At 55.0% G+C, this 21,270-nt stretch carries 19 protein-coding genes, 1 tRNA gene and 1 pseudogene; 5 read left to right on the top strand and 16 right to left on the bottom strand.

Annotation, left to right across the window (positions count from 1 at the left end):
• Window positions 1-31 precede the first annotated feature (31 nt).
• The 3 genes from cgtA to rplU form a co-directional block, all read right to left on the bottom strand.
• Window positions 32-1,123, bottom strand: a complete 1,092-nt coding sequence (gene cgtA / locus AC3WS7_RS09160; protein WP_296468714.1) for an Obg family GTPase CgtA — start codon at window positions 1,121-1,123, stop codon at window positions 32-34.
• 72 nt (window positions 1,124-1,195) lie between these two features.
• Entirely contained in the window at window positions 1,196-1,453 is a 258-nt protein-coding gene (gene rpmA / locus AC3WS7_RS09155; RefSeq protein WP_105261108.1) for a 50S ribosomal protein L27, read from the bottom strand.
• Between the two features lie 12 nt (window positions 1,454-1,465).
• Complete coding sequence (rplU, locus tag AC3WS7_RS09150) at window positions 1,466-1,777, bottom strand: 50S ribosomal protein L21 (protein ID WP_105261109.1); 312 nt, start codon at window positions 1,775-1,777, stop codon at window positions 1,466-1,468.
• A gap of 208 nt (window positions 1,778-1,985) precedes the next feature.
• Between rplU and AC3WS7_RS09145 the strand changes: the two genes are divergently transcribed.
• Both AC3WS7_RS09145 and AC3WS7_RS09140 read left to right on the top strand, forming a co-directional pair.
• The gene (locus AC3WS7_RS09145) at window positions 1,986-2,915 is read left to right on the top strand and encodes a polyprenyl synthetase family protein (RefSeq protein WP_492656183.1); all 930 of its coding nucleotides are present in this window, start codon (window positions 1,986-1,988) and stop codon (window positions 2,913-2,915) included.
• Window positions 2,916-2,940: 25 nt separating this feature from the next.
• Window positions 2,941-3,017, top strand: a tRNA-Pro gene (locus AC3WS7_RS09140).
• A gap of 5 nt (window positions 3,018-3,022) precedes the next feature.
• On the opposite strand, the gene AC3WS7_RS09135 is transcribed toward AC3WS7_RS09140, so the two are convergent.
• Genes AC3WS7_RS09135 through AC3WS7_RS09115 form a run of 5 tightly spaced genes read right to left on the bottom strand, consistent with a single transcriptional unit; the run spans window position 3,023 to window position 8,574 of the window.
• Window positions 3,023-4,468, bottom strand: coding sequence for a mannose-1-phosphate guanylyltransferase/mannose-6-phosphate isomerase (locus AC3WS7_RS09135; RefSeq protein WP_492656122.1), 1,446 nt, complete (start codon window positions 4,466-4,468; stop codon window positions 3,023-3,025).
• 33 nt (window positions 4,469-4,501) lie between these two features.
• Window positions 4,502-5,593 (bottom strand): nucleotidyltransferase family protein, encoded by a 1,092-nt coding sequence (locus tag AC3WS7_RS09130; RefSeq protein WP_492656182.1) that lies wholly within the window; start codon window positions 5,591-5,593, stop codon window positions 4,502-4,504.
• A gap of 33 nt (window positions 5,594-5,626) precedes the next feature.
• Window positions 5,627-6,322: an exosortase-associated protein EpsI, B-type gene (epsI, locus tag AC3WS7_RS09125; protein ID WP_492656121.1), complete on the bottom strand. Its 696-nt coding sequence runs from the start codon at window positions 6,320-6,322 to the stop codon at window positions 5,627-5,629.
• Entirely contained in the window at window positions 6,319-7,212 is an 894-nt protein-coding gene (xrtB, locus tag AC3WS7_RS09120; RefSeq protein ID WP_492656120.1) for an exosortase B, read from the bottom strand. Before xrtB ends, epsI begins: the two co-directional genes overlap by 4 nt.
• Before the next feature lie 39 nt (window positions 7,213-7,251).
• Complete coding sequence (locus AC3WS7_RS09115; protein WP_492656119.1) at window positions 7,252-8,574, bottom strand: UDP-glucose dehydrogenase family protein; 1,323 nt, start codon at window positions 8,572-8,574, stop codon at window positions 7,252-7,254.
• Between the two features lie 113 nt (window positions 8,575-8,687).
• Between AC3WS7_RS09115 and AC3WS7_RS09110 the strand changes: the two genes are divergently transcribed.
• The 3 genes from AC3WS7_RS09110 (at window position 8,688) to AC3WS7_RS09100 (ending at window position 11,698) form a co-directional block, all read left to right on the top strand.
• Window positions 8,688-9,527 carry a WecB/TagA/CpsF family glycosyltransferase gene (locus AC3WS7_RS09110; protein WP_492656118.1) on the top strand — a complete coding sequence of 280 codons (840 nt, stop codon included), beginning with the start codon at window positions 8,688-8,690 and terminating at the stop codon, window positions 9,525-9,527.
• A complete protein-coding gene (locus AC3WS7_RS09105; RefSeq protein WP_492656117.1) occupies window positions 9,511-10,584 on the top strand; it encodes an acyltransferase family protein in 1,074 nt (357 codons plus the stop codon). Before AC3WS7_RS09110 ends, AC3WS7_RS09105 begins: the two co-directional genes overlap by 17 nt.
• A 61-nt stretch (window positions 10,585-10,645) precedes the next feature.
• A complete protein-coding gene (locus AC3WS7_RS09100) occupies window positions 10,646-11,698 on the top strand; it encodes an acyltransferase family protein (RefSeq protein ID WP_492656116.1) in 1,053 nt (350 codons plus the stop codon).
• A gap of 58 nt (window positions 11,699-11,756) precedes the next feature.
• Here the strand turns inward: AC3WS7_RS09100 and AC3WS7_RS09095 are convergent, their stop codons facing one another.
• The 8 genes and pseudogenes from AC3WS7_RS09095 to AC3WS7_RS09060 form a co-directional block, all read right to left on the bottom strand.
• A complete protein-coding gene (locus AC3WS7_RS09095) occupies window positions 11,757-13,631 on the bottom strand; it encodes a PKD domain-containing protein (protein WP_492656115.1) in 1,875 nt (624 codons plus the stop codon).
• Window positions 13,632-13,703: 72 nt separating this feature from the next.
• On the bottom strand, window positions 13,704-14,768 hold the full coding sequence (locus tag AC3WS7_RS09090; protein WP_492656114.1) for a glycosyltransferase 61 family protein: 1,065 nt from the start codon (window positions 14,766-14,768) through the stop codon (window positions 13,704-13,706).
• 35 nt (window positions 14,769-14,803) lie between these two features.
• Entirely contained in the window at window positions 14,804-15,712 is a 909-nt protein-coding gene (locus AC3WS7_RS09085) for a glycosyltransferase family 2 protein (protein ID WP_492656113.1), read from the bottom strand.
• Window positions 15,709-16,929, bottom strand: coding sequence for a glycosyltransferase family 4 protein (locus AC3WS7_RS09080; protein ID WP_492656112.1), 1,221 nt, complete (start codon window positions 16,927-16,929; stop codon window positions 15,709-15,711). The genes AC3WS7_RS09085 and AC3WS7_RS09080 overlap by 4 nt, the downstream gene beginning before the upstream one ends.
• Before the next feature lie 11 nt (window positions 16,930-16,940).
• Window positions 16,941-17,090: pseudogene (locus tag AC3WS7_RS09075) on the bottom strand (DapH/DapD/GlmU-related protein); the annotation flags it as partial.
• Between the two features lie 422 nt (window positions 17,091-17,512).
• Window positions 17,513-19,201: an asparagine synthase-related protein gene (locus AC3WS7_RS09070; RefSeq protein ID WP_492656111.1), complete on the bottom strand. Its 1,689-nt coding sequence runs from the start codon at window positions 19,199-19,201 to the stop codon at window positions 17,513-17,515.
• Between the two features lie 124 nt (window positions 19,202-19,325).
• On the bottom strand, window positions 19,326-20,300 hold the full coding sequence (locus tag AC3WS7_RS09065) for a glycosyltransferase family 2 protein (protein ID WP_492656110.1): 975 nt from the start codon (window positions 20,298-20,300) through the stop codon (window positions 19,326-19,328).
• Between the two features lie 5 nt (window positions 20,301-20,305).
• On the bottom strand, window positions 20,306-21,256 hold the full coding sequence (locus AC3WS7_RS09060; RefSeq protein WP_492656109.1) for a glycosyltransferase family 2 protein: 951 nt from the start codon (window positions 21,254-21,256) through the stop codon (window positions 20,306-20,308).
• Window positions 21,257-21,270 lie beyond the last annotated feature (14 nt).

Here is a 21,270-nt window from a genome sequence, read left to right as displayed (position 1 = left end):
ACTGCGCAAGCAGCTATCAAATAAATAGCGTTTAAGAGGATGGCGTGTCGCTAGGATCCACTGCACCAGATAGGAAGCGGGGGTCCACTTCCACATGCGGTTGCTCGGCCAACTGCTGGGCCTTGACGTGTTTGTAGATCTCTTTGATCAAGGGCTCACAGCCCTCGCGTGTCAGCGCCGAAATCTCAAACACCGGTCCCTTGAACTTGTAGCGTTTGACAAAGTCCTTGATCAGCGCGGGGCGCTCATCTCCCGGCACCATGTCCAGCTTGTTCAGGACCAGCCAGCGCGGCTTTTTGTACAAGTTCTCGTCGTACTTCTTCAGCTCGTTGACGATGGCCTTGGCCTGCGCCACAGTGTCCACGCCTTCGTCAAACGGAGCCATGTCCACCACGTGCAACAGCAAGCGTGTGCGCTGCAAATGGCGCAAAAACTGGTGCCCCAGCCCGGCGCCTTCAGCCGCGCCTTCGATCAGCCCCGGCAAATCCGCCACCACAAAACTCTGCTCCGGTCCCACGCGCACCACACCCAGGTTGGGGTGCAAGGTGGTAAACGGGTAGTCCGCAATGCGGGGGCGTGCGTTGGAAACCGCTGAAATGAAGGTGGACTTGCCCGCATTGGGCATGCCCAGCAGGCCCACATCGGCCAGCACCTTGAGTTCGAGCTTGAGGTTGCGCTTCTCACCTGGCCAGCCAGGTGTCTTTTGACGTGGCGCGCGGTTGATTGCGCTTTTGAAGCGCATATTGCCAAAGCCACCGTCACCGCCCTTGGCAATCGTGATCACCTCGCCCGGGGTCAGCAGCTCAAACAGCACTTCGCCGGTTTCAGCATCCGTGATGATGGTGCCCACCGGCATTTTGAGGGTGATGTCGTCACCGGCCGCACCAAACATGTCGGAACCCATGCCGTGTTCGCCGCGCTTGGCGTCATAGCGGCGCGCAAAGCGGTAATCCACCAGCGTATTCAGGTTGGAGTCTGCCACGGCAAACACGTGGCCACCGCGGCCGCCATCGCCCCCGTTGGGGCCACCGAATTCTTTGTACTTCTCGTGCCGGAAGGAGACGCAGCCCGCGCCACCGTCTCCCGCGGAGATATCAATGTAGGCTTCGTCAACAAACTTCATGGCATGTACCGAGGTTAGAAATGAAAAACCCCGCGCAGAGGGCGCAGGGTTTCTCGGGGGAGCATGGGCAGATTACGCTGCGGTCACGCTCACGGTGTGCTTGTTCATCGCACCCTTGACTGCGAACGACACGTGGCCGTCCACCAGTGCAAACAAGGTGTGGTCCACGCCGATACCGACGTTGTTGCCGGGGTGGAACTTGGTTCCACGTTGGCGAACGATGATAGAGCCAGCGCTGATCAACTCACCGCCAAAAGCCTTCACACCGAGCATTTTGGGCTTGGAATCGCGCCCGTTTCGCGTAGAGCCGCCGCCTTTTTTCTGTGCCATGACCTGTGCCCCTTATGCAGAAATCGCGCCGATTTGCAGTTCGGTGAACTGCTGGCGATGTCCTTGACGTTTCTGATAGTGCTTGCGACGACGCATTTTGAAAATGGTTACTTTGTCGTGCTTGCCGTGTGCCACTACCGTGACAGTAACTGTTGCGCCGGACACCAAGGGTGTGCCAACCTTCAGTTCTGCGCCGTTTCCGACTGCCAGAACCTGGTCGATCACGATCTCTTGGCCTACGTCCGCAGCAATCTGTTCTACTTTAATTTTTTCGCCAGCAGCAACGCGATATTGCTTGCCACCGGTTTTTATGACCGCGTACATGTTGACCTCTTCGACTAGGAAATCTGCAAATGAATTTTCGCAGAGCCTTGGAGTATACCATTTTGGATAAAAATGCAAAACCCCGTCCATCCAGCGCAAGGCGGGCGTCAGAGCGCATCCCTATAATCGCGCCATAACAAACCGGTTCATCGCCTTGCAAGTCACTACCTCCGGCTCATCGACGGGTCTTTCCATCGTCGAAAACGACATGCGCCAGGTCGACAAGGTCATCACCCAGAGGTTGGACTCTGGCGTCCCCTTGGTTGGCAGCGTTTCCCAGTACATCATCTCCGCGGGCGGCAAGCGCTTGCGGCCGGTGTTGCTGTTGCTGTGTTGCGGAGCGCTGGGCTACCAGGGCACACAACGCCACAACCTGGCCGCCGTGGTCGAATTCATTCACACCGCCACGCTGTTGCACGACGATGTAGTGGACGACTCGGCACTGCGCCGAGGCCACGCAACGGCCAATGCCAAATTCGGCAACCCTGCAAGCGTGCTGGTGGGGGACTTTTTGTACTCCCGCGCTTTCCAGATGATGGTGGAAGCCCAGAGCATGCGCATCATGGAAGTCTTGGCCGAAGCCACCAACGTGATTGCCGAAGGCGAAGTGCTGCAACTCATGAATATGCACAATGCCGCGCTGGACGAAACCGGTTATCTGCAGGTCATCCGATCCAAAACTGCCAAGCTGTTCGAAGCCAGTGCGCGCGTAGGCGCCATCCTCTCCCGTTCCACGCCAGACCAAGAAGAAGCTTGTGCCGAATACGGGCAAGCCCTTGGTACGGCATTCCAGGTGATTGATGACGTGCTGGACTACGCCGGCGACGCCGCCGTCATGGGCAAAAACCTGGGCGACGACTTGCGTGAAGGCAAGACCACCCTGCCTTTGATTGCCGCCATGCAGCGTGGCACTGAGGCCGAACGCCTGACCATCCAGACCGCCATTGAAACAGGTGATGTCGCGATGCTGGAGCAAGTCATTGCCATCGTCAAAAAGACGGGGGCGCTGGGTGTAGCCCAAGCTGCGGCACATGCCGAAGCGCAACGCGCCATTGCAGCAGCAGAGCGTTTGCCTTCAGGCCCGCACACCAACAGCTTGGTACAATTGGCGACTCAATTGTTGGCGCGAAATCACTGATTGACGGCGCCAAGAATCACACTGTCGGGGTGTGGCCTAGTCCGGTAAGGCGCTTCGTTCGGGACGAAGAGATCGGAGGTTCGAATCCTCTCACCCCGACCAAACCCTCATCTTCCGTACACATCCTCAAAGCGAACAATATCGTCTTCGCCGAGGTAGCTGCCAGACTGCACTTCAATCATCTCCAAGGCCAGCTTGCCTGGGTTTTCCAACCGGTGGGTGGTTCCCAGAGGAATGTAGGTGGACTCGTTCTCTGACAACAAAAGTGTTTTGTCGCCCACCGTGACCTTGGCGGTACCGCTCACCACCACCCAATGTTCCGCGCGGTGGTGGTGCATTTGCAGCGACAAGGCGGCCCCGGGCTTCACAACAATGCGCTTCACCTGAAAGCGCTCACCGCTGTCAATGCTGTCGTACCAACCCCATGGACGAAACACCTTGCGGTGTGTCTGCCCCTCGCTGCGGCCCGCCTGTTTCAGGCGGTCCACAATTTTCTTCACATCCTGCGTCTTGTTTTTGTGGGCCACCAAAATGGCGTCGGCAGTCTCCACCACAATCAGGTCATCCACCCCCACGCACGCAATCAGTCGCCCCTCGGACAACGCCAGGGTATTGCGGCTGTCTTGCATCAGCACATCGCCCTGCGCCACATTGCCCTGTGCATCCTTGGGCAACACGTTCCACAGCGCCTCCCAGGCACCCACATCCGACCAGCCTGCCGACAGCGGAATCACCACGCCCACCGGCAATGCGCTGGCCGCGCCCTGGTCTGCGGCAATGCGTTCCATCACCGCGTAGTCAATCGAGTCACTGGGGCACTGGCTGAACGCCTCTTTGCCCACGCGCACAAACTCCCCATCTTCACGCCCCTGCGCCCAGGCGGCCTGGCAGGCCGCGGCAATGTCTGCCCGGCAGACTTCCAGAGCAGCCAACCACACCGAGGCACGCACCATGAACAAGCCGCTGTTCCAGGAATACGTGCCCTCGTCCAGGTAGGCTTGGGCAGTTTCCAAGTTGGGCTTCTCTACGAAGCGGGCAATGCGCTTGGCTCCCGTGGTGCCAAAGGCGTCGCCAGACTGGATATAGCCATAGCCGGTCTCGGGCGCGTCGGGGGTGATGCCAAAAGTCACCACAGCGCCCGCTTCCGCCAGCGCCGCGCCTTGGCGGACCACCGCCTGAAAGGCCTGCGTATCCACAATCACATGGTCAGCCGGCATCACCAGCAAGACTGGATCTGCTCCGTTTTTCATAGCTGCTCGCGCAGCAATGGTAAGGGCTGGAGCCGTATTTCTCCCTAAAGGCTCCAGCACCACGGTACCAGGCTTGCCCATCACCCGCAGTTGCTCCGCGATAACGAAACGGTATTCCTCGTTGCACACCACCAAGGGGGCGGCAAGCTCTACCCCGGCAATGCCCTCCACACGGCGCACCGTGGCCTGCAGCAAAGAATCCTCGCCAATCAGCGGCAGCAACTGCTTGGGGTATTTCTCGCGCGACAGTGGCCACAGGCGCGTACCGGAACCGCCAGACAAAACAACAGGTTGGATCAACATGGATGCAAACGAATAAGTAAAAAGAAGCGGCCCTCAGGCCCGCGCATCGCCCCAGCGGATCTGGGCAGTTTCATCGCCGTGGTACATCGTCTCGCCATAGCGATCCACGCAGTAGTGGCGCGACACAATCATTTCGTTGAAGTGCATGTCGGCGGCAATGCGGGTGTACTCAAACAGGATGCTGCGCGTCACCTTGGCACGCGAGCGCACCACACTGCCGTGGCCAATCCATGCCGGGCCGGTGATGGTGGCGCCGGGCTCAATCAGCACGCTGGATCCAATATAAACCGGCCCCTGGATATTGACCTTGTCCCATGGAATATGGGTGTTGAGTCCCACCCAAACGCCGGGCCGCACCTCTTTACCGGGCATACGCAGGTACTCGATCTCACCCTTCAGGACGCGCTGCAACACCGACCAATAGTCACTGACGCGGCCGATATCGAGCCAGTTGAACGGTCTGCTCTGCACGAAGAAGGGCTGCTTCTCCTCCACCAACTGTGGGAACAGCTGGGACCCGATGTCGTATACCTTGTTGGGCGGAATCTTGTTCAGCACTTCCGGCTCAAAAATGTAGATGCCCGTGCTGGCCAGGGTGGATTTGGCTTCTTCGGGCTTGGGCTTCTCCTGGAAGGACTGGATACGCCCTTCTGCATCCGCCAACACCATGCCATAGGCCTGGGTGTCTTGCAGCGGCACTTCGGCAGCAACCACGCTTGCCAGCGCGCCCTTGGCCTTGTGCTCCGCCAGCGCAGCGGTGATGTCTAGGTCAATCAAGGCATCGCCACACAACACCAAAGTGGTTTCATCAAAAAAACCGCTGAAATCTTGAATGCGGCGCATGCCTCCCGCAGACCCCATGGGCCGCGGCAGGATGTCCCCATGATCACGCACCCCCTCGTAGGAGTAACCGATCTCGACACCCCAGCGGCTGCCATCGCCGAAATACTGCTCAATGCGCTGGTGGTGAAAGGCCACGTTCACCATGATCTCGGTAATGCCGTGGCGGGCCAAGTGCTCTATCAAATACTCCATGACCGGTTTGCCCAGAATTGGCACCATCGGCTTGGGCAAATCCTTCGTCAGGGGCCTTACACGCGTCCCCTGCCCTGCCGCCAAAATCATTCCTTTTGCCATCTCTTGTATCCCCGCTTGGTTTTAACTTGGGTTGCCGCCGAGGGCGCCAAACACCCTGTCACGGGCCGCTGGCGCAAACGCGGCGGCCATTTCCTGCAAAAAAACGGCCTGCAACTGGTGGCCCCGCGCCATGTCCCGGTCAATGTTGGACACCCGCACCAGCATCCCGTCCGGTATCAAGCCCTTTAGCCCCAGTGCAAACTGGGCCAACTTCTGGTCGGTGCGCGACACCGTGACCCGGTCCCCCACCACCAGCCAGTAGGTAATGGGCTCAAAGCGGTTGCCCTGGTTGGACATCAGGTAGCGCACCGGCACATTCCGCCCCTCCAGACGCAGCTGCCCCGCAAAATTTTGGCTGATCTGGAACCCCTGTGCGGGGTAGCACACCTCTGGCAAGTGGGCACGGGTGGCATCACTCTGGTCGCCACCGTAGGCCACCGACAACATGATGCGCGCGCCCATTGAATTGATGTAGGTGCGCGTCAGGGTCTGGTTGTAAATGCTGTCCAGCAATGCCTGCGTAGCGGGCGAGGGCAGCACCATCGATGAGCGTGCATCAATGCGCCAGTCGGCAAACGCTTTGGGGAAAATAAGCTCTAAATCCGGCTTGCCCAGGGTGTCGGACATATGCACCGTGGGCCGCATATAGCGGGCCACCGCCACCGAAGCCCCCGTCGCCGCCAACACCGCCAGCGCCCTGCGCCGTGCGGGGATCATGCGACCACCTCTTTGGCAGGTGCGTCTTTGAAGAACCAGCCCATCACATAGTCGGTGCCCAAGACCAGAATCAGCCCGACGATGAACAACACCATACCGGCAAAGCCATGCACAAAGCCCTGCCCGGCGGCGTCGCCAAAATGGTAGGTCACCAGCACCAGCACCATCACCCGCACCACATTGGCCCCAAAGGCAATGGGCACCACCAGCACGGCCAGCAACACATTGCGTGTGGCCGACTTGTATTGCATCAGGTTCATGTACAGCAGGCCCAGCGCCTCCAGAGTAAACATGGAGTTGAGCCCCGCACAAGCATCCGCCACCAATAACTGGTATTGGCCCACATTCAAGATCACCCCCACCCGACTCACCGGGTAGCCCACGTTGTAGAGCAGATCGGCAGCCACCACCGACACCGCTGATTTGAGTGGCCCGGTGACAGCCGCCACCAACGACTCAGGGAAAGGAGTCATGAAAACCAAAAAGAACAAAGGAAACCACACCAGTCGCAGCGCAGCCCGTCCCCGGAAAAGCAGGATCAGCGCGGCCAGCACCCCAATCTGCGAGAGCACCGCCAACATCAAAAAAGACTGGGAGTAGCCCAACACATACATCAGCAGGCTGGGCACCAAAATGGCCCACGCCAAGCCGGGCTTTGGCTGGGCTACCAGCGCTGCAACCGCGTGGCGGTGCCGGAAGAAAAGCCAAACTGCCACCGCAAAAATGATGGGGCCATGCCCCTGCTCATCGGTGTTCCACACCGTACGGGACAGCTCCATGTAGCTTGGGATATACAGCGCCGCCAGCGCCAGCGCCAGCAGCCCCAAAACGACCGTGTCAGTCCCCTGCGGCAGCCAGCTCTGCCCTGCCTGTATGTGCGTATTTGCCATAGCGTGTTGTATTGGTATTGATGTGTGACAACGCCATTATCAACGCCCGATAGCCTGGTAGTCCAAACCTATGCCACGCACCAATTTAGGGTCATACAGGTTGCGGCCATCAAAAATAGTGGGCGTCTTGAGTGCCGCCTTGATAGCCTCAAAGTCCGGGCTACGGAACTCTTTCCACTCCGTCACAATCACCAGCGCATCGGCATTCTCCAGGGCGTGCATGGGGTTGGTGGCATAGCTCAGTCGCGGTTCGTTCGCATAAATGCGCTGTGCCTCGTGCATGGCCACCGGGTCGTAGGCGGTAACCGTGGCGCCCTGTGCCAACAACTCCTCCACCACCACGCGGCTGGCTGCCTCGCGCATATCGTCGGTGTTGGCCTTGAACGCCAAGCCCCACAGCGCGAAATGTTTGCCCGCCAGATTGGCGCCAAACTTGGCTTTGATCTTGTCGGTCAGCACACGCTTTTGCGCATCATTGGCCGCTTCTACGGCATGCAAAACCTTAAGGCCCAAACCTGCATCGTCTTGCGCCGTCTTGATGAGCGCCTTGACGTCTTTGGGAAAACAAGACCCACCGTAGCCGCATCCTGCGTATAAAAAGTCGTAGCCAATGCGGTTGTCGCTACCAATGCCCTTGCGCACATGCTCAATATCTGCCCCCAGCTTGTCCGCCAAGTTGGCCAGCTCGTTCATGAAGCTGATGCGGGTTGCCAACATGGCATTGGCGGCGTACTTGGTCAGCTCCGCACTCTTCACATCCATCACGATCAGGCGGTCGTGGTTGCGCTGCAGTGGCGTGTAAAGCGCACGCATGTACTGCACCGCTTGTTCGTCATCGCAGCCCACCACAATACGGTCGGGACGCATGAAGTCCTCTACGGCGGCACCTTCTTTCAGGAACTCGGGGTTGCTCACCACGCTAAACGGTGTGTCTACCCCGCGCTGGGCCAACTCTGCGGCCACCGCGGTTTTCACTTTGTCACCCGTGCCTACAGGCACTGTGCTCTTGTCTACCACTACCTTGTAATCCGTCATGTAGCGGCCAATGTTGCGGGCCGCAGCCACCACGTATTGCAAATCTGCCGAGCCATCCTCGTCGGGCGGGGTACCGACTGCAATGAACTGGATGGTGCCGTGGTGCACTGCCTTCTCCACATCGGTGGTGAAGTGCAAACGCCCAGCCGCCACATTGCGGCGCACCAGATCTTGCAAGCCTGGCTCGTAGATGGGAATACCACCGTCCAACAGGACCTGGATCTTGGAGGCGTCCACATCCAGGCACACCACATCGTTGCCCAGCTCCGCCAGGCATGTGCCCGACACCAGACCCACATAACCGGTGCCAATAACCGTAACTTTCATTCAAACTCCCTTTAACTGTTTCTGCGTATTTTGTGCGACAGGGCGCAATACTACTTGCAGAACCGTCACAGTGAATCGGGTAAGCTGGCCGCCACCCCAAGCCGACAGACCGTATGCAAGCCCCACATCCTAGCGCCCCTACGCACATCCCAAAAGACAGAGCACTGCACTGGATACTGGGACTCCCCTTTGACGCCGTTAGCCTGTCGGAGGCTGTACAAATCGTGCGCAATGCAGCACGCCAACGCACGCCGCTGTTTATCTCTACGCCCAACCTCAATTTTTTGATCGCCAGCCAGAAAGACCCCGCTTTCCGCGATTCTGTCGTCCACAGCGACTTGAGCCTGGCAGATGGCATGCCCATCCTATGGCTGGCCAAGCTGTTGAAAGTTCCCATTCGCGAACGGGTAGCGGGGTCCACCTTGTTTGAGCAGCTGCGCTACAGCCCCCTGCAGCCCGAAGACAGGCCCCTGCGCGTATATTTTTTTGGCGGGCCAGACGGGGTGGCCGAAAAAGCCGCCAACGCCATCAACCGAGACCGCACAAGCATGCAATGCGTGGGCTACTGCGCCCCCGGCTTTGGCAGCCTGGATGACATCAGCACGCCAGCCCTGCTGGCCCACATCAATGCCAGCGAGGCGGACTTTGTGGTTGTGTCTTTGGGCGCCCAAAAAGGCCAAGCTTGGATTGAGCGCAACCGAACGCAACTAGCCGCCCCCATCATCAGCCACCTCGGCGCGGTGGTGAACTTTGTGGCAGGGAATGTACAACGTGCACCCGTTTGGATGCAGCGGGTGGGCTTGGAATGGGTTTGGCGGATCAAAGAAGAGCCGAGCTTGTGGAAACGGTACTTCAATGACGGGGTAGACCTGCTCCACATAACAATCACACAAGCAATACCAGCTGCCTTGGTCCGCCCTCGTTCGCAAAGACAAAATGACAAGCACGAATAAACCCCAGATGCATTCAGCCGCGTATATCCCATCCCTGGATGGTTGGCGCGCTGTGGCAATATTGATTGTTCTTACTAGCCATCTTGGATTAGGACACATTGTTCCTGGAGGCTTGGGGGTAACAATTTTCTTCTTCCTGAGCGGATATCTCATCACCACACTGCTGATTCAAGAACATGGACGCAAGGGAAGTATCTCAATTTCTAATTTTTACATTCGTCGCGCGCTGCGACTGATGCCACCACTTGTCACAACTCTAGCGCTCATCTACAGCTTAACTGCGACTGGAATTACGCAAGGCAATGTGAGTTTGACCGGATTCACAGCACAGCTTCTGTATTTCGCCAACTACTACTATCTGTTCTTTGATTCTGGCAATACCACGCCAGCAGGGACTGGCATATTTTGGTCACTAGCTGTGGAAGAGCACTTTTACCTCATCTTCCCTTTTCTGTTTAGTGTGCTTTTTAGAAGATCAAACGGGCGTACCTTAGTGGTAGCCCTCATAGCCACATGTGCAATAACACTAGTGTGGCGTTATGCACTGATTGGCATTTGGGAAAGCCCGGCCAGCAGAACCTATTACGCAACCGATACAAGAATAGATTCCATCGTATTTGGTTGCTTGCTGGCCTTGGGCAAAAACCCCATGCTGGAGTCACACTCCTCTACGTCCTTGCGCATGCGAGACTATTTTTTCATTGCATCTGCTTCCACTGCACTTGTTGCAACACTGCTAATTCGCAACCCTGCATTTAGAGAAACATTGCGATATACCGTGCAGGGCATTGCACTTGCCCCTCTATTTTTCTATTCGATACGTTTTGGCAGTCATTGGGTGTTTAGCCCTTTGAACTCCAGACCGATGCAAAGAATTGGCGTGTATTCATACAGCATCTATTTAGCGCACCACATCGTTATTGAGAATATGCACGCATTACGACTACCTACAGCACTTAGCTTGGTCGTTACTGCAGGCATCATAGGTAGTTATGCTTTCTTAATGGAAAAATATATTGATAGACCCTGCCTTCGCTGGAGGAGAAAATTTTGGTAAAAACCATTCCCGCTTATAGCCGAGAGATTCTCTGAACGGATACTGACAAGAAACGAACCGAATGAGCAACAACCAAAGCAATCGCATTTATTACCCTTACTTCGACTACTTGCGTGCCGCCTGCGCAACTGCAGTCATGCTTTACCATTCACACATCATTAAATGGGAGAAATCCGGCGATTTAGCGGTACAGGTATTCTTTGCATTAAGTGGCTGGCTAATCGGCAATATTTTAATTAAAACAAAAATCCAAGAACTGCATAGATTTTACTACAACCGTGCAATTCGAATATGGATTCCCTATTACATAGCGCTAATCATTGCCATTGGACTAAGCACCCTCAGAGATCCCATTAGCGAGAAATGGATAGAAATTGTTATATACAAAATAACGTTTGTATATAACATATTTGGAACTCCACAGCTAAAAGAGTTTGCAAAACAAATGCCACTGGGAGCGACTCTGAATCATGTGTGGAGTGTTAATGCAGAGGAGCAATTCTATCTATTAGCCCCCTTACTCCTAGTAATAGGATCAAAACTACTCGGAAGAAATCCATTAACCTGGCTCGCCATCGGAGTGATGGGCTTGATATTCAACACATATCCAGCAATTATTTTAGGAATTCTTTTCTCCACCATGACGATGGATGAAAAGATTCGCTTTACACCTGCATCAAAGAAAAACAAAACAGCGCTATTACTTTCTCTCGCAATCAGCACCCCAGCCCTATTTTCGCCATCCCTTTACAGCATTGCCGCACCGATCTTTAGCATCAGCTTAATACTTTTTTTAGCAACACCTGGGCGATCAACTCGAATTGGTCAATTACTCGGAGGAATGTCTTACCCCCTATACCTTAACCACTGGATTGGCGTTTACGCAATTAACTACATTTTTCCAAACATGAGAAACACCACTGCTAGCGCAATCATGTCTAGCATACTAAGCATTTTCTTAGCAATGTGCATGTATGTCTTCATTGATAGAAAATTACTCGCAAATCGCGACTCATGGCATTCGCCCGCAAGGGAAAAGGCAACTACATTGACCGCCTATTTTTTACTGTTCATTGGCATCAGCTACGGCAGCTTTAATTTTCTGAACAAATGAAATTTCAGACAAAACAAAATTTAACAAAAAATCCGTGCCCCCTTCCAAACAACCACGACTAATTTGCAAGTGCTCCCATTACCTTTGAATCAACCGGCCTAGATGTCAAAAAATAGTCATCAACTAATCCATTTACAAAACCATCTGTTATTGCATATCCACTAGGAACAAAGTGATCTGGAGCAGTCAATACCCCAACAGCCCAAGGATTAACGTTGACAATTTGATTATCAGTCGAGTTATTTTTTAATACGTCGACTGAAGCCCCGACACTAGCACCAGCAGATGTATATAAGAATGTCCCCCCCCCATTAACCCAACCAGCACTCATCACCGAGCCAGGCGCGAAAGCCAAATTATTAACTAGCCTAACACCTGTAACAGCACCATTAATCTGTATTGCTGAATATCTATTATTAAGACTTGCATTTGCTTTGTAAAAGCTGTTGTTGTACACGAACGAACTTCTTGGATCAGGTGCGCCAGCAGTATTCCCCCCCCCATTTATAGCAAGCGACATTTCAGAATACGATATAGTCACATTATTCCTAAACGTTAGATTCTGTGCAACCTTAAATACGTTTGGAGTAGCATTGGATGTGGATTTTATAAAATTTCTCTCAACTACAACATCTCGCAACTCTTCATTTGTGGCATTATTTACGACGCCAATATACAGCAAATAGCCAGCAGCCGCCCCACCATCTATAACATTATCAGATACGATAACATACTGCGTATAGGGTGTTGGCCCCTCCCATCCACGAATCGTTAGAGCATCCCTCGTAGCACCCGGGTTATCCATATGGTTATTACTAATAATTGCATTATTAGTTCCAGATATCCTCAGTGTGTGCGTAGTATAGGATGTGCTGAACTTATTCCCCAGTATCGCCACTCGCGCACCTTTGTAGAAAAAGGCCACCATATTTCCATAATTGGGAAATGTCGAACTCATTTCAGAATCAATCACAGAAAAATCATCCGAAAGCTCTGGCATCAAAGTCAAATATGCATCGTGAAAATTACATCGGATTACTGTAATATTTTTACTATTAAAGGAGCGAAGAGGAATTCGCTCATTGTTATCCGAAACTCCGGAAGATGATTCTGAAGAAAATATCTCTAGATCCATCACGCGCCAATCGCTAACACCTGAAAAATATAAGCCATTAGTATTTGATGTGATATTTATTTTGGGTTTATCCGAAGCCGAACCAAATGCGCCAATAACCCCCGGCCCGCTTGAAATATTTGCACGAGATGAGGCGCTCCAAGCGTCACCGCGCTTTAACAAGATTCGTTTGTACGTAGATGACAAGGCTCCGATGGTCGCCCAGTTCGTTACAACTTGTACAGCAGCACCAACAGGACACCCATCACCCCCCGCGGTCGGCATCACCGCACTTGAAATACAAATTGTTTTTGCATTAAAAAAAGAGTTAGGGTCTGTAACCGTGATAAGGATTTGTTTTTCAACAGAAATATCTCCATCGAACCCAGTAACCTTAACTAAATAATTTCCTGGCGACTCAAAAACATGAGCGGCGACTGATCCATAAGCAGCATTTCTACTGGCCTTACTGGCAGAATTCGCCCGGGTACCGTACCGCCATACAGCCCCCCCTGCAGGATCACCAAAATCCCATATATATTTAATTTCATGAAAAGGCAGTGAACTTCCGGTAGAGGTCGTACCAACCGTATCGAAAGACACTGCCAGTGGAGCAACACCCACCGTCCTATTAGCATTAAGAACTAGATTAATGGCGGCAGAGTTCAAACTAGCCGGACTAGCATTACTAGCAGATGGAGAGGAACTCCCCCCTCCGCCCCCACCACCACCGCCACAAGCAGCTATCAAACCCAAACCACCCAAAATAATTACAAGGCGAAAATGCCGAATATTGATATTTCTTAGAAGAAAAAGCATGATAGGCCTCACAATAAAGCTCCCGCCATGGAGAAAAATGAAAAATCAATTCACAATCGATTTTAATTATATTTAAACTTCAATTTTCTTTAGAAAAAAAATCAGTTCATCCAAATCAATTTCAAATCCATCACCAAGCGCCGAGCCCACGAAAAAACCCCAGCGCAACCCAACAGCTTCACACCTAGGCCTGAACGAAGCCTGAAATCTAAAAGGGGGCTGCAAAGCTAACATTACTCCAGAATCTCGCAGACCAAGAAAACCATAGGACAATTGACTTCCCTCAACCCCAACAACAATAGCGCAGTTGTTTATTTTTTCAAAAATCTCATCAACAGAATGCTCAGAGGGATCCAAAATATAAAACCCTTGGGCGCGCAAGCTTTCAATTAACGACGCCTCATTCACGAGACCTCGCGGCGTTGCAGCATTAGATTTCCCTCGGCGTAGATAGACTTTCTCTGCGCCCTTGAAACCTCGATAATTCTCTTGGAATCTATTCCTTATTAGCCTTAAACGGTTTTTTTTGTATTCATTAAATCCGATGTCATTAACAACACAGAGATTCTTTATTAGCAACACCTCATCCCGCCTTACAGCGGGAGATTTCAATATTTCAGATATTTTTGCTGCATGGGGGTAATTTACGTGCGGCTCAATTTTAAGAGCCATAATTTCATTTGCTTCAGCTATAAAATCTAATATGCCATCAGCCAACAGCCAATCCCCAAAATATCTTGTCCCACTTGGAGAGCTGCATAACATCATAGAATCACAGACAACTACTTTTTTGAACTTTGGAGGGCCAATTTTGCTAATTAAAAATGCTTGCCCAAGAGCGTATATACATCCATTGTCATAAACAGCATTATGAATGCAACCAACGGCTGTCGCTGCATGGTTTGCTGAACGCATAGTTGCATACCTTAACTCCTCGTTGATATCACCGCTATTTGTACCTGTAGCTTTCTGCAAATGTGCATCTAGATACAAAGCAGCAGACATTTCACGCTCTTCCCCTTCATGCAAAATTGAGGAAAAATGCACTCTCATCCGGATATCACCCACTGATTGGCCGAGCACTCTTCGCAGTTGCAACAACAGATAGAAAAAGAGCCTTTCGATGTAATTTCTCATACTCTTGTGTTTAATATTTTTAAAGCACGGCCAATCTAATTCAAGATGCGCTGGTCGATTTCCTCCACCGCCCGTCGCTTTCCTACCCACAAAGCACGCCACTGGTAGGCTTGCAAAAACCGGCGGAACTCCAAATCGTTGTAGCGGGGCTTGCCCTGTAGCGCACTCTTCAGCCAGCCCCACAGCATGTAGGCAGCGCCCAGTACATACGGCTTCTCTGGAATTTTCTTGAGTGCACTGGCAAAAATGTATAAAAACCCAGTGCCCATGAAGTACTGGCCGAAGCCGTGGCGCATGCGCCCCGTGTAAATGCTTTGTTGGCTGGACCCCATGGGGCGCAGGTGCACAAACCGCAACTCTGGCTCGTCCCAGCTGCAAGCGATCAGGCCCATCATGCGGCAGCGGTGGCAGTCAATACCATCCCACATCACTTCGCGCACAAAGCCACCCATGGCCGCAAAGGCACTCACGCGATAGAACTTGGTCATGCCCAGACTGGTTTCGTCGCCATGCCCCTCATTCACCAGCCGCCCGCCCCGCTCCACATACGCCTTGCCACTGCATGTGGCAATCCGAGGGTTGGCATGCATGCGCGCCATCAATATCTCAAAGTAACGCGGGGGCAAGCGTAAGTCCAAGTCCAACTTGCAGACAAACTCAAATTCTTGGGGGTTGATGGTCTGGTAGCCCGCATAAAAGGCGTCTATCACCCCCGGCCCCACCGCACGGTGGCCCCGGTTTTGCCGCGTCACCACGGTAATCCAAGGGTGTTTGGCGGCGTATTCGGCCAGTATCTGCGGTGTCGCGTCGGTCGACCCATCGTCCACAATGATCCAGCGCGCGGGTAGCACCGACTGCGCCACCACCGTGTCCAGCGTCTGGCGCATGTAGTCTGCCTCGTCACGGCAGGGTGAAATCAACACATAGCCTTGGGCAGTTGTCATATGCGGATGTGTTCCATAAGTCGATCAATATTGGTAGCCTGCCCGAACTCCTGGCCCACGTAGGCTTGGGCTTGCGTGGCTAGGCGCTGGCGCAAAGCCTGGGACTGCATGAGCGTTTCTATTTGTTGGGCCAAGCTGGCGGCATCATTGGGCTCGGCCAGTAGCCCCGTTTGGTCATGCTGCACCAGTTCTGGCAAGCCAGAGAGGCGCGTGGACACCACAGGCACGCCCTGCGACATGGCCTCCATCAGCACAACCGGGATGCCGTCCATGTCGCCCTGGCTGTCTTGCTTGCAAGCCAGCACAAAGGCGTCGTGCTGCCGCATCCAGGCCGCCACCTCGTGGTGAGGCAACGAACCAACAAACAAAATAGCCTCTAGCCCGCATAAACGCTGCGCGAGCAGCTTCATATTTGATAGCAAAGGGCCATCCCCCGCCAGGCTCAGTTGCACCGCCAGCCCTTTGTTGCGCAGCAGCGCTACCGCCGCAATCAGCACATCGAAGCCTTTTTTCTCCACCATGCGCCCCAGCGATGCCAGCTTGAACACTGGGCCCACCTCCCACGCGGGGGGCGTAGCGGGTGGCGCGAAGCTCACCCCACAGCGCACCACCGCCAGCCGGTCTGGCGCAATGCCCAGCCCCTGCAGGTAGCGGCGGTTGTAATCAGAGATGGTGAGCATGCGCTTGGCGCGCGCAGCCTTCTTCCTCAGCAAGATGCCGTCTTCAAAGATGTCATTGGCATGGGCCATGATGGTGAATGGCATCCCACACAAGGCAGAGGCATACATGGCAATCTGGCTGGGCACATGCGCAAAATGCACGTGTAAATGGGTGCACCCCTGCTGGCGCAACAACGCGGCCAGGCGGGCCCCCGCCAAAAATTGATAGGCCAGTTTCCAGCTGGCAAGGCGCAGCGGGCCGCACTCCAACACATCGCTGACCAGCCAGCCCACTGCCTTGCCCACGCGCAGGCCAAAGCGGGGCAACTGCAACAGACCGCCCAGCACCACGGCCAGGGGGCCGCCCGCATACAGGTGGGTCACCCGCACCGCCAGGGCTTGTTGGGCAGGCACCGGCTTGACGGGCTGGCGCACCGAAAAAGGCACTACGCGCACACCGCGGCGCTCCAGTGACAGCAATTCTTCGTAAACAAAGGTCTCCGACAAGGCCGGCATGGCAGGGGAAAGGTAGGCCACGGTCAGGGGCAACGGGCTCATACCAGGGCCTTGATCAAACGTGCCGGAACACCACCCACCAGGGTATGAGGCGCCACGTCATGGGTCACCACGCTGTTGGCCGCAATCACCGCGCCATCGCCAATGCGCACGCCCTTGAGGACAACGGCTCCGCGCCCGATCCAAACATTGCGGCCAACAACGATGGGGGCGCTGGTGTGCGGCTGCAAACGCATGGCTTGCCCAGCCTCGGTGCCATGGTTGGCATCGCGAATGCTGACGTATTCACCAACCAGGCAGTCGTCCCCGATGGAGATGGAGGAATAAGACACCAAAACACACCCTGCATTGATACGCACATGGTGCCCCAACGTGATGCGCCCACCGTTGGTGTCCAGAAACACTTCACGCCCAAATCGGCACGATGTTCCCAGCTCCAATGCAATCCGTTTTGACAGGCGTACAGGCCCGTCAAACTGGGTACTCACCGGGATTTCACCCTCACTCCATGCACTCAGTTGAACAAGGTGCCACAGGCGTCGGCATGGCTGCACTACATAGCGTGCCCACCGGACCAAGGGAGCCAGCACATGCACCAAAGCGCCCAAGGCTGTATTCAGCGCACTCATGCCAAGTCCTCATCCAATACGCTGCGCGCGAACAACTCCACCGCGATCATGGCTCCCAAGGTACGTGTGTGGTTACCGCCACGCATATGCGACTGCCATAGGTTCTGCGCAGCCTGCGGGTTCCAGACGCCACGCTCTTGGGTCCGTGTGCCCAGCACCATGTCCTCAGCGGCAGACTGCCAGTCCGTACGCAACCACCCAGCAGGGTCTGCCACCTTCAAGTCCCCAAAAGCCTCCAGCCCTAACCGGGAGGCTAATTTGCCGACAACACGGTGCACGCCCATGGCCAGTACGTTGGCCTGAAATCCCCAGGCGGGTGGAATATTGGTACGCTGCCAAGTGACCGAAGCCGCACGCGGCGCAGCGCGGTGCATAACTTCCAAGTAGAGCCGGTGTTTGAACTTGTGCTCTTGGCGAACAGCCGTCACGGCATCAATGAAGTCGTTGTCAAAAAACGGTGAATGCGACTCTACGGCGCTGCGCAGCAACATGGTCCCGGAGTTGGTGTTTCTGAAAACACGGTTTTCATACAGCCAATCGTTCACCCGTTCAATGGGCCTCGCCCCTTCGCGCAAAGCGATGGAGTCCACCCATCGCTGCCCTGCGGCCACCGGCGCACCGGGCACCCGCAAATGATCGACTTGTCGGTCTTCGTCTGCAGACACACGCCAACGCCAGATAGCTTGCCCCAGCTTACGGGCATCGTTTTGACCCAACCAGTCGTACTTCATGAAGTTGCCGCCCAGAATCGCGTCCCCTGCCAAGCCATTGAGCACCACATCACAATGGGATGCCAACAGCGGAATGAAAGGGAGCATGTGCATGCTTTCCACCCCAAAGCTGCCCGCAGTCAAGTCGACACCGGTGGGCCACAACGGTGGAAATTCTGGTGGGCTCCAGTGCCGCACCGTATGCGGTGAGCCCACCACCTGGGCATAACGGCTCGCACACGCGATGTCGCGGCAACCGGGCAAGCCCCAGGTAAAACTAGGCACCCGCTCAGGGTGCGCACACAAATCCAAAATGATGCGCGAATCCAGGCCCCCACTCAGGGTGATGCCCAAGCGGGGCGATACGGCCTCCAGCCTGCGTACAGACACCGTCAAGCGCTGCGCCAATTCATCTGCAGTACGCGACAAAGTGCCTGCGGCAGCACCATCGTGCCGCATGGCCCAGTAACGGCGCTCAGAGGTCTGCAAAGCACCACCACCGTTTGTGTCTACGGACAAGATGGTTCCAGGCGGAAGAAGCTCCACTCCCTCCAACAAGGTATCGCGGTCAATCAGCTCGCCACTGCGCAGCAGCATGTCGACCGCAGCAAAGTTAAGTGCGCGCCTGGGCATGAAAGGCAGTAGGCACCTCATGTCGGTAGATGCCACCGCAACACCCGCGCCCTTGTACAAATACACGGGGTAGTGCCGATAACGGTCTGTCACCACACGCAAAGAGAAGGGCTCAGCGCCGATCACTACGGCACAAAAAGGGCCATTACAGTGGGCCGCTGCCACATCACTCCACACGTCTTGCGCCAAAATTTGTATGGCTTGCTGGCTGGCTTCCCCCGCGTCATCCACACACTGCCCCACCCAGGCAACATGCTTGCGCCCAGATTCAAACACCTGGCCACTGTACGGAAACTCCCCGCTATGGCGGTGCCAAGTCAAAACACCGCATGGTGCGAGCATGTGGCGCGACGCTGCAGCGCCTCCTCGAAGCGCAATGCGCTCTGCCTGCGCCCAACTTGCCGCCTCGGGCAATGTCCCATCAGGCGTCCACGCCACCAAGAATCCCGCCATGTACTTTTCCCCGTTAACGCTGCAACAGCCCCTTGACCTGCCCCACCACAACCGGGAGCCGAATAAACTGGCAATGCAAACCATACAGGCACGCCCCCAGCCATCCGCCAGAACGCTTGCGGACAGCCCGCGCTATCTTTACTGCACGCAACAGCAGCCACGCCGAAAGCGCCAGCAAACCGCCACCAACTCCGCCGACGATGGCCGAACCCAACACAGACATCACAGCCCAGACCAATGGCTCCATGAAGTTGCGCACCACTTCACGCAGCCACATTTTCTCGGGCAGGCGCCAATAGCGGGAAGCCACACGTGCGTAAGCCTTGCCAGTGGCCTCACCACGCTTCCAATACTGCTTGAAAGTCACCATCGCCAAATCGTGCAGCACCATGGGCTGATCCACACACACAATGCGATGTCCCTGCTGGCGAACGCGGTAGCACAAGTCTGGTTCTTCGCCCAATTGCAGTGCCTCGTCAAAAAAACCGTGCGCAGCAATCACTTCGCGGCGCCACATGGCATTGCCACCACACAGGCGGTGGTCTCCGGCGGGAATATGCCAGTCCAGGCCGCACACCCGCATGTAAATACTTTGCTCCGGAAATGCCTCCACGCACTGGCCAAACACGCAGGCAATGCCAGAGTTGGCTTCCAGCGCCTGCACTGCAGTTTCCAGCCACCCCACTTGCAGCACACTGTCTCCGTCAATCAGCTGCACATAGTCTCCACGCGCCTGCGCCAGCCCCATATTGCGCGCTTTGGCCGCAGAGGGCCGCTGCGTCTGCAAGCGCAACACTTGCACACCAGGCATAGCTTCCGCAATAGCCACACTCAGGTCTTTGGAGCCGCTATCGACATAAAACACCTCCAGCTCACAATGGGCGGGACATGTATCGAACACAGCTTGCAGTGCGCTGCGCAAACGGGCTTCTTCGTTAAGCCCAATTACCACCACCGACAGGCGTAGCAGATTGGATGTGTTTGCCATACAGCTCATCGCGTCGCACGCGCACCCAAACGGGTACGGCGGCATAGCCCCAACAACAAACTGGCATGTTTCCAGGCATTGGCGACGCCTTGCCTGCCCTTACCTTTGAACAGCTGCTTGAGCGCATGCAATGCATCGGCACTCAAACTCAGACAGGTATCGGTCAACACACCCGCCAGACCATGGTTCTTGCGGAAGTACAGCAACTCACTCTCTACCTGCAGCGCCGACAACTGCCGCCCAGTTTGGGTTATTTCGCCACTGCTCTTGGCACTCTCCCCGCCCAGGTGCACCACCGTGGTGTGAGGATAAAACACCACATCCCACCCGGCTTGCTTGGCGGCAAAGCAATGGTCCACTTCTTCAAAGTACAAAAAGTAACGCGGATCAAACAGCCCGATCTGGTCAATTACCTCTTTGCGCACCAAGTAGTAGCAACCCACCACCCAGTCGCACGCGCGCACGCTGGCATGGTCCCAGGCCATATCGTCTACCAGGCGCACATTTTTGAACCACTTGTGCAAGCCTGTGCGTTGCAAAAACTGGTTGAGCGGCGTGGGAAAGTAGCGCGCGCAGGGCTGCAATTCGCCGTCACGCCCCTCCAGGCGCACGCCCAAGATCCCGCAACGTGGGTTGGCATCCATGTGCGCCACGGTTTTGACCAGGGTGTCCGGCGCCACAAATGCATCGGTGTTGAGCAACAGCACATAGCGCCCCTGCGCATGGGCCAACGCCTGGTTGTTGGCGCGGCCAAAACCTACATTGGTCTGGTTGACTATGAGTTTGTCTGCCGGGAAAAGCTCACGAATACGGGCAACCGAATCGTCTCTGGATGCGTTATCTACAAAAATGTACTCCAACGACAAGCCTTGGGCTGCATTCTTGACTTTGCTTACCGCTTCTTCGAGCAGATGTGCAGTGTTGTAACTGACGATGATGACTGAGACATCTACCACGGGTGGGCCTGATC

Source organism: Rhodoferax sp. EU05-FHT12H12, from assembly GCF_058791215.1.
Note: the sequence above shows the minus strand (reverse complement) of the source record. Positions and strands in the feature narration are given on the sequence as shown.

Coding starts and splice junctions, on each gene's coding strand:
- rpmA (WP_105261108.1), bottom strand. CDS start 1,453: ATGGCACAGAAAAAAGGCGGCGGCTCTACGCGAAACGGGCGCGATTCC.
- cgtA (WP_296468714.1), bottom strand. CDS start 1,123: ATGAAGTTTGTTGACGAAGCCTACATTGATATCTCCGCGGGAGACGGT.
- AC3WS7_RS09105 (WP_492656117.1), top strand. CDS start 9,511: ATGACAAGCACGAATAAACCCCAGATGCATTCAGCCGCGTATATCCCA.
- AC3WS7_RS09090 (WP_492656114.1), bottom strand. CDS start 14,768: ATGAGAAATTACATCGAAAGGCTCTTTTTCTATCTGTTGTTGCAACTG.
- epsI (WP_492656121.1), bottom strand. CDS start 6,322: ATGATCCCCGCACGGCGCAGGGCGCTGGCGGTGTTGGCGGCGACGGGG.
- AC3WS7_RS09130 (WP_492656182.1), bottom strand. CDS start 5,593: ATGATTTTGGCGGCAGGGCAGGGGACGCGTGTAAGGCCCCTGACGAAG.
- AC3WS7_RS09085 (WP_492656113.1), bottom strand. CDS start 15,712: ATGACAACTGCCCAAGGCTATGTGTTGATTTCACCCTGCCGTGACGAG.
- rplU (WP_105261109.1), bottom strand. CDS start 1,777: ATGTACGCGGTCATAAAAACCGGTGGCAAGCAATATCGCGTTGCTGCT.
- AC3WS7_RS09145 (WP_492656183.1), top strand. CDS start 1,986: ATGCGCCAGGTCGACAAGGTCATCACCCAGAGGTTGGACTCTGGCGTC.
- AC3WS7_RS09095 (WP_492656115.1), bottom strand. CDS start 13,631: ATGCTTTTTCTTCTAAGAAATATCAATATTCGGCATTTTCGCCTTGTA.
- AC3WS7_RS09065 (WP_492656110.1), bottom strand. CDS start 20,300: ATGGCAAACACATCCAATCTGCTACGCCTGTCGGTGGTGGTAATTGGG.
- AC3WS7_RS09100 (WP_492656116.1), top strand. CDS start 10,646: ATGAGCAACAACCAAAGCAATCGCATTTATTACCCTTACTTCGACTAC.
- AC3WS7_RS09115 (WP_492656119.1), bottom strand. CDS start 8,574: ATGAAAGTTACGGTTATTGGCACCGGTTATGTGGGTCTGGTGTCGGGC.
- AC3WS7_RS09070 (WP_492656111.1), bottom strand. CDS start 19,201: ATGCTCGCACCATGCGGTGTTTTGACTTGGCACCGCCATAGCGGGGAG.
- AC3WS7_RS09135 (WP_492656122.1), bottom strand. CDS start 4,468: ATGTTGATCCAACCTGTTGTTTTGTCTGGCGGTTCCGGTACGCGCCTG.
- AC3WS7_RS09080 (WP_492656112.1), bottom strand. CDS start 16,929: ATGAGCCCGTTGCCCCTGACCGTGGCCTACCTTTCCCCTGCCATGCCG.
- xrtB (WP_492656120.1), bottom strand. CDS start 7,212: ATGGCAAATACGCACATACAGGCAGGGCAGAGCTGGCTGCCGCAGGGG.
- AC3WS7_RS09110 (WP_492656118.1), top strand. CDS start 8,688: ATGCAAGCCCCACATCCTAGCGCCCCTACGCACATCCCAAAAGACAGA.